This window comes from Lentibacillus populi, from assembly GCA_014642895.1.
In the GTDB taxonomy this organism is placed as follows: Bacteria; Bacillota; Bacilli; order Bacillales; family Amphibacillaceae; genus Lentibacillus_C; species Lentibacillus_C populi.
In genome coordinates this window covers 75,995-89,873 of sequence record BMJD01000005.1, presented here as the reverse complement: position 1 = coordinate 89,873, position 13,879 = coordinate 75,995, and the positions used below count along the sequence as shown (strand labels likewise).

Below are 13,879 nucleotides of genomic sequence, written 5' to 3'. Positions count from 1 at the left end.
TATTAGATCTAACATTTGTTTAGAACAACGTATAGTTACAGAGAAGAGGGAACATTGACACGATGGCGTGTGCAAACTGATACAAGTATAGGAATATCGACTTTACCTGGGAAAAGCACCAACGGGAGTACTGGAACATCAACGCATATGAGCGAAATATCAACGTGAGGAGGGATCCGAGCAACATTGACAGTAAGAGCACGAGATCAACAGCAAAGTGGAAAACATCGGCAGAAAAATACAAAACATTAACACGCAAGCAGAAACATTATCGAAATAATAGAAACGTCGGGTCGTTCGAGCAAAATATCACATAAATAACAGCCAAACTCTCTCCGGAACCCGAATGTTTGGCTGCACGAAGGTCTTTCACTTTTACGGAGCATTTATGGGCTTATTTGTTTATGCAAGTATGCTCCAGCAAAATGGGAATTTGCCTCTTTGCCGCCAAGTTTAACCGTGATCATCAGACCAATTTTGTGCAATCCCATCATGAAGACACCTGCCGCCAATTGATCAAGCTTCGTGTTAAACGGTGGCGGAAGTAACGAGACAGGACCCGAACCGGACTGTAATGGAAAACAGAGATTGGAGGTTGCTTGAGCAAGTAATGGATTATTTGTGCCATCAAATAGTGCATTCAAGATGAACAAAACACAGGCCGGCATTAAAATAAGCCCACTCAGCAATGCATACCGTTTTTTCTGTTTATTCGATAAGCGCTGTTTTGGATCAGGGGTTGCGATTGGCCACCACATACCAAAGGATAAAACAAACAGAAAACTTAAATATCCATTATGAAGAGAATTACTTTTTGTCAGAACGGTTAAGACAATTGGCAAATGGTACATAAAGAATAGAATAGCAAACGTAATCAGGGCAATCATCGACGGGAGCAATAACTTGCATATTTTTTTCATCCAGGGGGTTTTCCATAAAAATTCAAATAGGTGTTTTGGAATTCCCAACAATATAACAGGCGGGACAATAAAATAAAGGATGCTCATCTGCGTCATATGCAGACTAGATGAGAGGTGACTAAATTTTGCTAAAGGACTACCAGTTATCACGTATAACAATCCGATGCCAAACAAAAAGAGAAGGACTTGCGGATGAGTCAGGTTGATCTTCGCAACTCGTTTAACGAAGAATACGTATAAGCTGGCTATACATAAAAGACCAGTCAAGAAAGGAATATGCCATGTGATCGGTCCTAATAGCAGTATCTTATCAAACATGAGCCAACCCCTCCTTGTTTTGATTAGCTATTATACCACATTAACAGAAGTACACTATGTCAATATCGAATTTGGGAATAGCGGGGCACTCGGGCTTGCGTCCAATTAAGGAATAAAAAAGAACACCTCGCTCTTATAACCCGTCAAGTTTGATGACTACGGTTTACATTCCATAAAATTAACAGCATTGAAATCCCCACTGCATGAAGTACTTAATAATATAAGGATATTCATGGTTATTGCTGAGGGATTTTTAGAATTTATGTGCGTATTCAAAAAGTCGCCACTTATCATTTGGGACTTTTTGAACATCCTCTTTAAGGGGAATTTAAAACAGTTTGGTTTGTACCGTCTTTCATGGATGGGGAAAAATTTCGTCACCGTTTTACCATATGTTTGGATAGGCTTGGGTTATTACTAAAAACGCTCAGTATTGTGTGAGAATATAACAAATCTTTGAATAGCTTAAAAAGGGCTGATAGTTGGAAAGTTTACCAAGTATTCACAGATCGTTCACATAAATTTCATTGATAAATCGAACTGTAATCGCTATACTTTGTTTGGAATTGTTATTTTTAGTTATAAATAATCAAATTGTGAATGGGGAGAAAATATGTTACCAATAGAACGCCAAAATCGTATTAAAGAATTGGTACGAGATAAACAAAACATAAAAATTACAGATTTAAGCGAGCTGTTGGGTGTATCGGAAATGACCATTCACCGAGATATTAAACCATTGATCAATGAAGGGGTTGTTATGAAAACCTTTGGAGGCATTTCGTTAGTTCGGGAACAACAACCCGGTAATCATTCTAACGTCGAAGTTTGTGTCTTTTGCAGCCGAAAAATTCAAGACAGATTAGCGTACCGGCTTATTCTATCAAACAATGAAACGGAAATGGCGTGTTGTGCACATTGTGGACTGCTCCGCCATCGTCAACTAGGTAAAAAGGTTGTTCAAGCAATTTGTCCTGATTTTTTTAAACAAACGACCATTAGTGCCCCGTTAGCCTGGTATGTAGTGGACGCATCTGTAGATATTGGCTGCTGTAAACCACAGGTTCTAACATTTGAGCAGAAAGAACCTGCGGATAATTTTGTCAAAGGGTTTGGTGGCCAGGTGAATACATTCAGTGAAGTAATCGAGGTTATTTTCCAGAAAATGAACGGTGGGCATTCGTGTTGCGGTAAACACCACCAAGAATAGGAAACCTAATAAAGCTGCTAGTCGGAAGCGAAAACCGCCGATCGACGTGAAAAAAATTACCAATCCAAGCTAGGAAAGCTGCCAATCGGACGCAGAAGGCAGCCTAGCCAATTCGGAATGGTGGGGGTCCAACTTGCCTATCTTCTGATGTAAACAAAGTTACTTGAGTTGGAAAATGATGGAGGGATTATCATGATGAAGAAGTTAGTAATGTTGGTTTTGTTCATTTCATTAGCTGTACTCGCTGCTTGTGGTAATGATGATAATGCAAGTGGTGGTGATGAAATCAAAATGCTGGATGTTGTTTTTAACGTTCCGAAGACTGCTAAAGTAGATGAAACTGTCGAACTAAAAGCGAATGTTACATACGGTGATGAAAAAGTGAAAGAAGCGGAAGAAGTCGTTTTTGAATATTGGGAAAAGGGAGATGAAGACAACAGTACAAAGGTCGATGCGAAAAATAATGGCGATGGAACATACACGGCAGAAGTAGCTTTTGACCATGAGGGCATTTTTGAAATGTATGCACATACGACAGCTGAGGGTCTGCACAAGATGCCGAAAAAGTCAATTACGGTTGAAAAAGGTTCAGATACGAAGAATTAGGAAGGGAACGAAATGGGCCGCGGGTTCTTCATTTCTTTCAATAGATAAATGATTTTTGTTAAGAATGTGAGTTAGGAAATTAGCTGAGCTGTCCCCCACTATAGCCTGTTTTAGGAAGGGTGACGGGAATGCTTGCTTTCGCTTCAACAGGAAAGAGAGAAATAATCTGTGAGAGGAGGGGATTACAATAAATAAAACAGCAGGCAGTTTACATAGCAAAGGGTTTACCCGTTGTGCTAAGTTTATTGCCTTACTCATCGGGTTTTGGCTCACATTCCTTTATACTTCAAATGTTGAAGCGCATTCCACTTTATTGGAGATGACACCAGCTGAAAAGGTAGTCGCAGAGGAATCGCCACCGACCTTAAAATTGCGTTTTAACGAGCCGATTGAGCAGGATCTTGCTACGGTTACCATTTACGATTGGAATGCAAAACCGGTCTTTACAGGGAATCCCGATGCGGGCGGGCCAGAGCGGTCTCCACTCCTTGAGTTTACGCTGCCAGAGCTGATACAAGGGACTTATACTGTTCAATGGAATGTGGTCTCGTTGGACGGTCACCCCGTTAGTGGTTCATACGCTTTTGCTGTAGGTGAGCCAACCGCGGGCGGGGCTAAGTCGGTCGCTGGCGCTGGGGAGAATGCAGGACCTCTAATTGCCGCCCGTACGATTGTGGAAGGATTAATACTTTTGGGGGCAGGTTTGTTCTGGTTTGGCTGGCTAGCTGAGAGACGTCATTTTCCAAGCCTTGATACAACATTTAAGAAAGGTAGACGAGTTGGTGCTGCGGCCCTTTTGTTAGGAACAATCGTCGAACTGGCAACATATGGTACGGCCCTGCCACCGGGGTTGATGAAAACGGTATTCAACGGAAGATGGGATTTATTAATTCAGTTTCCTTTCATACTTATGCTGTTCGCGCAATTGTTTGTTCTGATTATGCTGCTCATTCCGGGAATGATGCGTGGCTGGTATTTGTTTATGTGGTTGTTACTTGCTGTCATTCCAGCCTTTGGTGGCCATGTTTGGGGATTGGAAAACTCAACGCTTGCTTTGATTCCGCGGATTATCCACCAGCTGTCAATTGCTTTTTGGCTTGGGGCGCTTGCGTATGTTATTTTACTCGTAATTTGGCAGCGAAAGCAGGACAAAGATATTTTATGGAAGGAATTTAGGCCATTTTTTGTAACCAAGATGATGATTGCTTCGGGATTAGTAATCGTTTCCGGATTTATCATGGTCTTTCTCCAGACTGGTTGGACTGCGGTGATAACCGATTGGATGGGATGGAGTACCTTGTTGCTTATTAAAATCATCTTGACGATCCTTATGCTATGTTTGGCGCTATTCCAAACGTTAAGATGGAGAAAACGTGAGAAGTTTACTACATCTCGTGTTATCCGGGTGGAATGGATTGTCGGTTTGGTTGTCATTGTAATAGGTGTATGGATGAGTCAAACAGCTTACCCAACTGCTGTTAAGTCATATGAAGATACATTGGCAGATGGTCAGGCCAAAGCAGCCGTCTACATCGATAAGCTAAAAACAGGCGACCAGAAAATGACCATCGAAATTCCTGAAGTGAATGGTGAACAACCGGAAGAAGTGACCGTTGCTATTTCCATGCCCGACCATGGAATGAAAGATGGCCCATTTACTGCAGAAAAAGCGGAATCCGGTGATTATGGAGTAGTATTACCATTTTCCATGTCTGGAACCTGGCGTCTCGATATTATAGCGAAATATCCGGGGGGTGACCAGAAAGAATGGACAGATGGTGATATATTTGTTACCGGAGACGGAAATCATTGATGATAAATTATAAATAGGAGGTTCAGTTAAATGATAAAAAGAACAAAATGGTTCATACCATTATTCGCAGTGCTCTTCCTGTTCGTAATGGTGCCTATTGCTGAGGCACATGTGACGGTACATCCGAGTGAAAGTTCAACAAATGCCTACGAAAAATACACAGTGCGTGTCCCTGTAGAGAAGGATACGAATACAACCGAAGTAAAATTGGAAGTCCCGGAAGGTATAAATCTTGTTTCTGTTTTACCGATGCTAGATTGGGATTATAAATTGAAGAAGGACGACAATGATGTGATTACCTCAGTAACATGGCTTGCAAAGGATAAAGGCATTGGACCGAATGAATTTATCGAGTTTTCTTTTATCGGGGCAAATCCTGGTGAGCCTGGAGAATTCAGCTGGAAGGCTCACCAGACATATGACGATGGATCAGTTGTCGATTGGGTTGGTCCTGCTGATGCAGATGAGCCAGCTTCTGTGACAAAGGTTGTCGAGGGGGATGGTGCTGCACCTCACGGGGATAACCAAATAGCTGATTCGGGTAATACAACAGAGGAAAAAGCCGATGAAGATAATACCACCTCAGGCACTACTAACAACTTGTTACCGATTTCACTCGCAACAATTGCAATCCTGTTAGCGATTATCAGCTTATTCCGTAAACGTGCCTGACATATATAAACAAATTGGAAAGTTATGGTTCGAAGCGTTACCAAACGATACAATGAGACTTTTAAACACAGACTTATTAAAAAACCGATTATCTCACAATAGTGATGCATAATCGGTTTTTAACATTCATAGGCCAAATTCAATAGGTAATCCCATCTTCATATAGAAGGTCAGAAAGGGCATTAAAAGTAGCCTTTTATGCTTTAAAAAACGGGTTGACTTTGTTACTTTATTGCTTTACCATAATAAAGTAATATTTTTTAAAATAAGCTCAACCAGAATAATAAACGGGTTAAATTAGCCGTTGATAATCCAAATATACTGTTTCTTGTATTTTTGAGGTTATAAATTCATAGATTTGTAGAAATAGATAAAGAAAATTACCAAATTGGAGGCTATGAAAATGGAAAAGCCCAAAAAAAAGATCTCATTAGGTTTAGCGTTGATCCCGTTTTTGGTCATGATTGTGGCCATGACATTTGTCATTATTGTGTTTGAAGGGTCGCCGCATATTCCTATTCTTCTTGGGGCGGTTGTGGCTGCTTTTATCGCATGGATGTGTGGTTATTCGTGGAGTGATTTGGAGAAATTTATTTACCAAGGAATTACGAAAGTGCTGCCTGCGGTGATTATTTTGATATTGGTTGGCCTGATTATCAGTGCCTGGATTGGTGGGGGAATTGTTACGACTATGATCTATTATGGACTGGAAATTATTTCACCATCATTTTTCCTTGCTGCCATGCTCATTATTTGTGCTATCGTTACCGTGATGATTGGCAGCTCATGGTCGACAATTGGAACGATCGGTGTTGCTGGAATGGGGATTGGAATCAGTATGGGGATCCCGCCTGCTATGATTGTCGGTGCAATTGTTTCTGGTGCCTTTTTTGGTGATAAAATGTCTCCCCTTTCTGATACAACCGTTCTTGCATCCGGAATTGCTGGATCGAAATTGTCTGAACACATTAAACACATGCTTTATACAACGGTACCTGCTTTTATTATTGCTTTTATTGTGTATTTTTTTATGGGGTTGAAGTTTGCTGGTAATACAGTCAATACGGAAAATATTGATGCTGTAATGAATAATTTGCAGGCTAATTTTGTCATTTCGCCATGGCTGTTACTGATCCCGCTTGTTGTCATTCTTCTGGTAGTTAAGAAAGTTCCAGCCCTGCCAGCACTGACTGTGGGAATTATTTTAGGATTTCTGGCAGATATCTTGATTCAAGGAGGGAGTATCGGGGAAGCAGTTAATGCTCTGCAAGGCGGATATTCCATTAAGACAGGAAATGAAACGGTTGATCATTTATTGAAACAGGGCGGATTGGATTCCATGATGTATACCATATCGTTAGCCATGGTAGCCATGATATTCGGCGGCCTGATGGAGAGTACCGGAATGTTAAATGCCATCGTCGAACAAATTTTAAAACTGGCGCGTACAGGTAAAAGCCTGTGTGCAACCACTGTCGTTTCATCCTTTTTCACAAACGTGATAACGGCAGAACAGTATATATCGATTATTATTCCAGGTAGAATGTATGCAAAAAGCTTTAAGGATAAAGAACTGCACCCGAAAAATCTTTCCCGTGCCCTAGAAGACGGTGGAACCATTACCTCGGCATTAGTGCCTTGGAGTACAGATGCTGTTTTCGTATTGAGTACGTTAGGTGTCAGTGCATGGGCCTATGCACCTTATGCCGTGTTAAATTATTGTGTGCCAATTATATCGATTATTTTTTCCTTGATCGGGTATTCGGTTGTTTATACAAATAAAAAGGAAGCAACCGATTAATAGGTTGGCTTGCATCTCCAGAAGAAAGCGGTGATGCCAATTCTTAAGGTGTTTCTATATTAAGTAGCCCATAACGATGAAACTCCAATTGAATCATATACGCAGGAGCGAATCTCCTGTAAAAGAATGTTCGTGTTGCTCCTTGCAACTACGCCAAACCACACTAAAGCACATACCTCGCGGAACAGGGCAGTGTGCTTTTCCTTTATAAAAAAGCAGGCTGTCTCATCAACAGCCTGCTGCAACTTAACCGTTTTGCTCCTTAATTTCTTCCATCGTAATCCAGTCTTCCGCCCATTCCTGAATTTCTTTGATGACTGGTTCTAATGCTTTTCCCTTTTCCGATAATGAATATTCGATTCGAACCGGGAATTCCGAGTATATATTTCGCTCAACAATTCCTTCTTTTTCTAGCATTTTTAACCTGTCAGAGAGCAATCTTCCGCTGATTGGCAAGTCTGTTTCCATTTCTGAAAAACGTTTGGTACCTTTTAACAGTTCGAACAAAATAAGCCCGACCCATCGTTTACTCATAAGCTGCATTGCCTTTTCAAAACGTGGACATAATTCTTCCATGAAGATCACCTTCACTATGGTATAATTAGTTTTATCTTGACATTATTATATCATAACCCAGCAATGGCTTTAATGAGAGCTATGACATAAGTAATTACGAAAAGTAACCTAATATGATCATAACATATGAAAGGCTTTCCGTAAATAAATACATGATGATCCGAAAAGTCGCAAAAATAAATCGCACAATTAAAAAATTATTTGGTAATCCTTTTATTTTTATGAAATAATAGTCGTAGGGGATGTTCAAAAAGTTGTAATCAGAACAAAGAAATGCGGGCACAAAGAACGTGCCAGGTCGACGTTGGCTAATGATTTGGCGATCTTGGTGACCTGTTAATTTGACAACTTAAGAACACGTATTAAACGAAATTTTTGGGAGGTAGAAACGATGGTAAGTAAACAAACACAGGAGAAATATGCTGAATTAGCATTAAAGAAGGGAGTCAACTTACAAAAAAATCAGGCACTCATGATTAATGCGCCAATTGAAGGTGCAGATTTTACCAGAATTGTCGTTCGAAAAGCATACGAATTGGGAGCTAAAGATGTACACATTAATTGGGGTGATGACGAATTAACAAAGCTATTTTATGAAAATGCACCAGACGAAGTTATCAATGACTTCCCCGATTGGAAAGTAAGGCTGCATGATACATATGCCGAAGATGGTGCAGCTGTTTTGTCCATACGTTCGACGAACCCCGATTTGTTAAAAGATATTGATCCGTCACGTGTTGCTAAAGCTAGCAAGGCGCGCGCACAGAAGATGAAGAATTTCCGGCAATACACGATGAACGATCGTATAACATGGTCAATCATCTCGATTCCAACTGGTGATTGGGCCCAAAAAATTTTCCCGGATAAATCAAAAGAAGAGGCGATAGAAAGCCTGTGGGATGCCATTGTAAAAATTGTCCGGGTTGACAAGGATGATCCAATTGCTGCCTGGAAAGAACATAATGCAACATTAAAAACGGCTCGTGAACTGCTGAATAAGAAAAATTACAAAAAACTAATCTTTAAAGCACCGGGAACAAATCTGGAAATGGAACTGCCTGAAGGTCACATTTGGAAAGGGGGTTCGGCAGTATCAGAGAAAGGAATTACCTTTAATCCCAATATGCCGACGGAAGAGGTTTTTTCTATGCCACATAAATACGGTGTGAATGGTACAGTTTCCAGTACAAAGCCATTAAATTATGGTGGAAGCTTGATCGACAATTTTACGTTGACATTTAAAGATGGAAAAGTTGTTGATTTTAAAGCAGAACAAGGGGAAGATACGTTAAAACATTTACTGGATACGGATGAGGGCGCACGGAGGCTTGGCGAAGTCGCACTCGTACCACATGAGTCACCGGTTTCCCAGTCCGGACTGATTTTTTACAATACGCTATTTGATGAAAATGCTTCATGCCACATCGCACTCGGAAAAGCATATCCGACTAATTTGGCAGGCGGTGCGGAAATGAGCGAGGATGACCTTGATAAGCATGGTGTTAATGACAGCTTGAACCATGTCGATTTTATGATTGGGTCGGAGCAGCTTGACATTGATGGAGTCAAGGAAGATGGGACTTCAGAAGCGGTATTTCGTAATGGTACGTGGGCGTTTGATATTAAATAAAATGTGAGAACGCCATGCAGTCCAGATTGGGTGCATGGCGTTTGTTAATGTGCAATGTCGGCAGGATCACATCGTCCGGAATCACGGAAGTATCAGCCAGAATAGCGGAATATCAACCGGAACTCTGGAAGTATCGCCCGGAACCGTCTGAATATCAGCCGGAATCGCAAAACATCGACCAAAATGGCGGTAACATCGGCCGGGATCACTAATCTATGTCATCATTACATCAGTCCGTTCTTTACCAAAACCGCTTTTATTTTCGTATAACTATAGTCTTCGGGAAGTGCCTCACGTAACGGTTTCAATCTTGGCTCATCAATTTCCTCACGTGCGGCCAAAACTGCCGCCTCTTCCGCTTTATCAAAAAAGATATTCCAGGCAATTGGATATCCGTCTTTGAATGCTTTAAATATATGTCCCTCAATCGTTTGGGGAGAGAGCTCCCGGATAGCTGCAATGTCCTTGATTGATTTTCCAGATTGAAACAGTTGATAGCTGACAATATGACTTGGACCATCTTCGTCATTCCTTTTCACAGACCTTGGTTTAACCGGGTCGGAAATTCGTATTTTTGCTTTTACTTCCGGATTAGCGGCTCGCCATTCTACAATGGCACCGAGAAATGCATCACCGTACTGCTCAAATTTTTTCTCACCAACACCTTTAATCGTTAGCATGTCTTCTTTATTATCCGGGAAATAACGGCTTAATTCCTTTAATGTTGCATCAGAGAACAAGACATACGGTGGCACACCTTTTTCATCGGCAAGTTTTTTCCGTAGTCTACGCAAATTATCAAACAAGTCCAGATGGTAATCCGCTTCTTCCGTTACCGGAATTGGTGCTGTATAGATCCAAACTGTCCGGCGTCCTTTGAGCACTTCGACAGATTCTTTGTTCAACTTTAATGTAGGAAAACGGCCTTCCTCGGTATCAAGCAGCTTCTCGGCGACCAAAAAATGGATCCGTTCGGTTAATTCCTTTTCTGTATAAGCGGATAGGATGCCGTATGTTGTTAGCTTATGTAACCCAAAATTATGCAGCTTTTTATCGTTTGACCCTTTTAAAACTTTAGCCGTCATGCCAACACCGAAACGTTCGCCCATCCGTTTTACACAGGAAAGGATCATTTGTGCTTCTTCCGTAATATCGGTCTTTTCCTGCCGGTTGAGGCAATTGCTGCACCTTCCGCACGTTGTTTCAGCAGGTTTATCGTCGAAATATTCCAGGATGAAAGCAGTTAAACAACCGTGTGTATGGCAGTAGTTGATCATTGCCTGCAATTTTCGGTATTCAGCACGTTTGGCCTCGTCATCCATCAACGATTGTTCAATTAAAAATTTCTGCAGCTGCACATCCTGAGGTGAAAATAACAGGATGCAGTCACTTGGTTCCCCGTCCCGTCCAGCACGCCCTGCTTCCTGGTAATACGACTCGATTGTCATTGGCATTGCATAATGAATCACATAGCGCACATTCGATTTATCAATTCCCATACCAAATGCGTTTGTAGCGATCATGACTGTTTTCTCATCCTGAATAAATGCTGCCTGTGCACGCTTTCGTTCATCCTCCCCCATTCCAGCATGATATTTTTCACAGGCGATCCCTCTTCTCGAGAGCTGTTCGTATAACGTATCAGCCTGTTTCCGTGTTGCAGTATAAATAATCCCTGATTCATTAAGGTGTTCTTGTAAAAAAGAACGAACATAGGTGGCCTTGTCCTTCCCTTTCACAACATGAAAAGATAGGTTTTCTCGTTCAAATCCGGTATTAATTACATGGTTGTTTTTAATGTTCAGTAAAGATTGAATGTCGGTAATAACCTCTTCTGTAGCAGTTGCAGTTAAGGCTACGAAGACAGGGATATTCGTTAACCGGGTTAAATTGGGAACGATCGATCTGTAGCTCGGTCTGAAATCATGTCCCCATTGGGAAATACAATGGGCTTCATCAAATGCAACCAGTGATAGTGGAATGTTTTTAACAACATTAACAAAACTGCCGGATTCAAATCGTTCCGGAGCAACGTACACAAATTTATAGCGTCGGGCTGCCATGTTTTTTAAGCGCACTTGCTGTTCATTTGCTGACAGGGAGCTGTTAATAAATGTGGCAGGAATACCCAGGGCATTAAGGCCATCAACCTGATCTTTCATTAATGATATTAATGGAGAAATGATGATCGCGGTTCCATCAAGCGAGAGGCCGGGGATTTGGTAACATAAGGACTTCCCGCCGCCTGTTGGCATAACAGCGAGTGTATTGTTTGTCTGTAAAATATTAGCGATTGCTTCCTTTTGGCCTGGACGAAATGATTCATAGCCAAAATAGGTTTGCAAAATTTTTTCTTCTTCGCCCATCTTGTTCAACTCCTTTGCTAGTAGGTAAAGAAAGTATAAAAATTTAGGCTCTATTCTGCTTGCGTCAGAGTTGGCCATGTCCAGCTCCAGCGCTAAAGCCAAGTTAAACTTCACACTCCTTCACTACGATAAGTCAACATCGGTTCGGGTAGGAAGGAAGGCCAACTAAAAGCGGACTTTGCGTCCAACTCACGTCTACCCCTATGAAGGGGCATGTTTCCTTTATCTTATTGCGGAGTGCTCCAGTTTGTACGTTGCTAAACGGGCACTTGCGCTTTTCTTATATAATCCTAACATATTTTTTTGACTCAGATGGCGTATTTTTTAAAATGATAATTTCGCAAATTTAGATGCCATAAAATAGAATTTTGTTGTTCAAACAGTGTTTAAAACAGTAAAAAGAGCTAACTTATATTGTTAGCTCCTAATGAGAATAATCTTGTGCAGCAGGTTCTCGAAAAAGCAATCCGATTAATCCGCCGGCTATAGCGGGAACAACCCAGCCCAGTCCGATGGAGAAAAACGGTAAATATTCCATGAATGGGGTAATTGTCTCTAACTTGAATCCATATGCAACCAACCCATCATACAAACTGGTAAGGGAGGTTAACACTATTGCCCCACGGTATACAGCCTTTGATCTGTGAAATAAGTTTTGCATAAATGTTAACAATATAAGTACAATGGCTATTGGATAAATAAATGTAAGGACTGGCACTGAGTAACCGATAATAGTGTTCAATCCTTGATTGGCAATGAGAAAACTGCCAATTGTTATAATAAGAACTATCCATCGATAGGAAAGGGCAGTAATTTTAGTGAAAAATTGCCCGCAAGCGACGACTAATCCTACTGAAGTGGTAAAGCATGCCAGGGTAACGATCACTCCAAGTAATAACGCACCGTAATTGCCAAACATGATAGTTGCAGCATTGGATAAAATATCGCCGCCATTGTCATAACTTCCTGTAGAGGCTAATTTTGCCCCGATCCAGCCGATCGAAACATAGACCGCCATTAATCCGATCGCGGTGATTAGCCCGGCTTTCAAGGTTGATCTGACCAATTCCCTCTGGGTGGATACCCCGCGTTCTTTAAAAGCATTGACGACAATAATGCCAAATGCCAGTGCAGCAATGGCATCCATTGTCAAATACCCTTCAACAAATCCTGTGAAAAAGGGGTTAGCCGCATATTTATCTGTCGGGCTTTCAAGCGGGTGATCCAATAGTAAGAATCCGCCAACACTCAGTGCAATGATGGCAATTAACAAAATAGGTGTTAAGAATTGGCCAATTCGATCTACCATTTTTGACGGGTTTAAGCTTACCAAATAAACGAGAATAAAAAAGATCGTTGTAAAAATAAGTAATGAAAGTGTTGATGTGTTGCCTGTAAAAGGCTCTACACTCATTTCGTATGCAACGGTTGCCGCCCGGGGGATGCCAAAGAAAGGTCCAATTGCTAAATAAACGAGCGATGTAAAAATAAGTCCAAATAATGGATGAACCCGGTCAGCTAATTCACGAGCGTCATTTTTAACAAAAGAAATGGATGTGACAGCGAGGATTGGTAAACCAACCCCGGTAATGACAAATCCAGTGATCGCAGTCCAGTAAGAAGTACCAGAGTCGATTCCAAGTGTAGGCGGGTAAATTAAGTTCCCCGCTCCAAAAAATAAAGCAAAAAGCATAAATCCAATCGTGAAGATGTTTTTATTCATGTGATGATCCTCCTGCTATAATATCCGGCGTACCTGATCAGATGGTTATTTTCTATATTATCTGATAATTTGTATCAAAAAGTAGTTTGAAATGTCGCAAAGCAAAGTAATTTTAACAAGATTAATAAATGCTTGTCAATCCGAGTAACGTGTTTCGTTTTGACTATTTTGTGACATCTGGGAAAAGTAGAAGTGCACGATAAAGTAAAACTTCACCTGAGTGGGGGTTTCCGGCGCATAGAAC

11 protein-coding genes are annotated in these 13,879 nt (G+C 41.1%); 7 read left to right on the top strand and 4 right to left on the bottom strand.

What is annotated here, in order from left to right; genetic code table 11:
- Window positions 1-386: 386 nt before the first annotated feature.
- On the bottom strand, window positions 387-1,238 hold the full coding sequence (locus IEX12_RS05450) for a cytochrome c oxidase assembly protein (RefSeq protein ID WP_102414397.1): 852 nt from the start codon (window positions 1,236-1,238) through the stop codon (window positions 387-389).
- A gap of 613 nt (window positions 1,239-1,851) precedes the next feature.
- Between IEX12_RS05450 and IEX12_RS05445 the strand changes: the two genes are divergently transcribed.
- The 5 genes from IEX12_RS05445 (at window position 1,852) to nhaC (ending at window position 7,340) form a co-directional block, all read left to right on the top strand.
- Window positions 1,852-2,448 carry a DeoR family transcriptional regulator gene (locus tag IEX12_RS05445; RefSeq protein ID WP_102414398.1) on the top strand — a complete coding sequence of 199 codons (597 nt, stop codon included), beginning with the start codon at window positions 1,852-1,854 and terminating at the stop codon, window positions 2,446-2,448.
- 192 nt (window positions 2,449-2,640) lie between these two features.
- A complete protein-coding gene (locus IEX12_RS05440) occupies window positions 2,641-3,054 on the top strand; it encodes a FixH family protein (RefSeq protein WP_230856204.1) in 414 nt (137 codons plus the stop codon).
- A gap of 319 nt (window positions 3,055-3,373) precedes the next feature.
- Window positions 3,374-4,867, top strand: a complete 1,494-nt coding sequence (locus IEX12_RS05435; RefSeq protein WP_230856205.1) for a copper resistance protein CopC — start codon at window positions 3,374-3,376, stop codon at window positions 4,865-4,867.
- Between the two features lie 30 nt (window positions 4,868-4,897).
- Complete coding sequence (locus tag IEX12_RS05430; protein ID WP_155555410.1) at window positions 4,898-5,539, top strand: YcnI family copper-binding membrane protein; 642 nt, start codon at window positions 4,898-4,900, stop codon at window positions 5,537-5,539.
- 403 nt (window positions 5,540-5,942) lie between these two features.
- On the top strand, window positions 5,943-7,340 hold the full coding sequence (gene nhaC / locus IEX12_RS05425; protein WP_188724770.1) for a Na+/H+ antiporter NhaC: 1,398 nt from the start codon (window positions 5,943-5,945) through the stop codon (window positions 7,338-7,340).
- A gap of 246 nt (window positions 7,341-7,586) precedes the next feature.
- On the opposite strand, the gene IEX12_RS05420 is transcribed toward nhaC, so the two are convergent.
- A complete protein-coding gene (locus tag IEX12_RS05420) occupies window positions 7,587-7,916 on the bottom strand; it encodes a winged helix-turn-helix transcriptional regulator (protein WP_088052085.1) in 330 nt (109 codons plus the stop codon).
- Between the two features lie 391 nt (window positions 7,917-8,307).
- Between IEX12_RS05420 and IEX12_RS05415 the strand changes: the two genes are divergently transcribed.
- Window positions 8,308-9,546 (top strand): aminopeptidase, encoded by a 1,239-nt coding sequence (locus IEX12_RS05415; protein WP_188724769.1) that lies wholly within the window; start codon window positions 8,308-8,310, stop codon window positions 9,544-9,546.
- A 14-nt stretch (window positions 9,547-9,560) separates the two neighbouring features.
- Window positions 9,561-9,758, top strand: a complete 198-nt coding sequence (locus tag IEX12_RS05410) for a hypothetical protein (RefSeq protein WP_188724768.1) — start codon at window positions 9,561-9,563, stop codon at window positions 9,756-9,758.
- A gap of 12 nt (window positions 9,759-9,770) precedes the next feature.
- Here the strand turns inward: IEX12_RS05410 and recQ are convergent, their stop codons facing one another.
- Window positions 9,771-11,912, bottom strand: a complete 2,142-nt coding sequence (gene recQ, locus IEX12_RS05405; RefSeq protein WP_088052089.1) for a DNA helicase RecQ — start codon at window positions 11,910-11,912, stop codon at window positions 9,771-9,773.
- Between the two features lie 424 nt (window positions 11,913-12,336).
- Window positions 12,337-13,635, bottom strand: a complete 1,299-nt coding sequence (gene brnQ / locus IEX12_RS05400) for a branched-chain amino acid transport system II carrier protein (RefSeq protein WP_102414400.1) — start codon at window positions 13,633-13,635, stop codon at window positions 12,337-12,339.
- Window positions 13,636-13,879 lie beyond the last annotated feature (244 nt).

What these genes read in the sequence shown, in the direction of transcription:
- IEX12_RS05450 (WP_102414397.1), bottom strand. Translation starts at nt 1,238, where the DNA reads ATGTTTGATAAGATACTGCTATTAGGACCGATCACATGGCATATTCCT.
- IEX12_RS05445 (WP_102414398.1), top strand. Translation starts at nt 1,852, where the DNA reads ATGTTACCAATAGAACGCCAAAATCGTATTAAAGAATTGGTACGAGAT.
- IEX12_RS05440 (WP_230856204.1), top strand. Translation starts at nt 2,641, where the DNA reads ATGATGAAGAAGTTAGTAATGTTGGTTTTGTTCATTTCATTAGCTGTA.
- IEX12_RS05435 (WP_230856205.1), top strand. Translation starts at nt 3,374, where the DNA reads ATGACACCAGCTGAAAAGGTAGTCGCAGAGGAATCGCCACCGACCTTA.
- IEX12_RS05430 (WP_155555410.1), top strand. Translation starts at nt 4,898, where the DNA reads ATGATAAAAAGAACAAAATGGTTCATACCATTATTCGCAGTGCTCTTC.
- nhaC (WP_188724770.1), top strand. Translation starts at nt 5,943, where the DNA reads ATGGAAAAGCCCAAAAAAAAGATCTCATTAGGTTTAGCGTTGATCCCG.
- IEX12_RS05420 (WP_088052085.1), bottom strand. Translation starts at nt 7,916, where the DNA reads ATGGAAGAATTATGTCCACGTTTTGAAAAGGCAATGCAGCTTATGAGT.
- IEX12_RS05415 (WP_188724769.1), top strand. Translation starts at nt 8,308, where the DNA reads ATGGTAAGTAAACAAACACAGGAGAAATATGCTGAATTAGCATTAAAG.
- IEX12_RS05410 (WP_188724768.1), top strand. Translation starts at nt 9,561, where the DNA reads ATGCAGTCCAGATTGGGTGCATGGCGTTTGTTAATGTGCAATGTCGGC.
- recQ (WP_088052089.1), bottom strand. Translation starts at nt 11,912, where the DNA reads ATGGGCGAAGAAGAAAAAATTTTGCAAACCTATTTTGGCTATGAATCA.
- brnQ (WP_102414400.1), bottom strand. Translation starts at nt 13,635, where the DNA reads ATGAATAAAAACATCTTCACGATTGGATTTATGCTTTTTGCTTTATTT.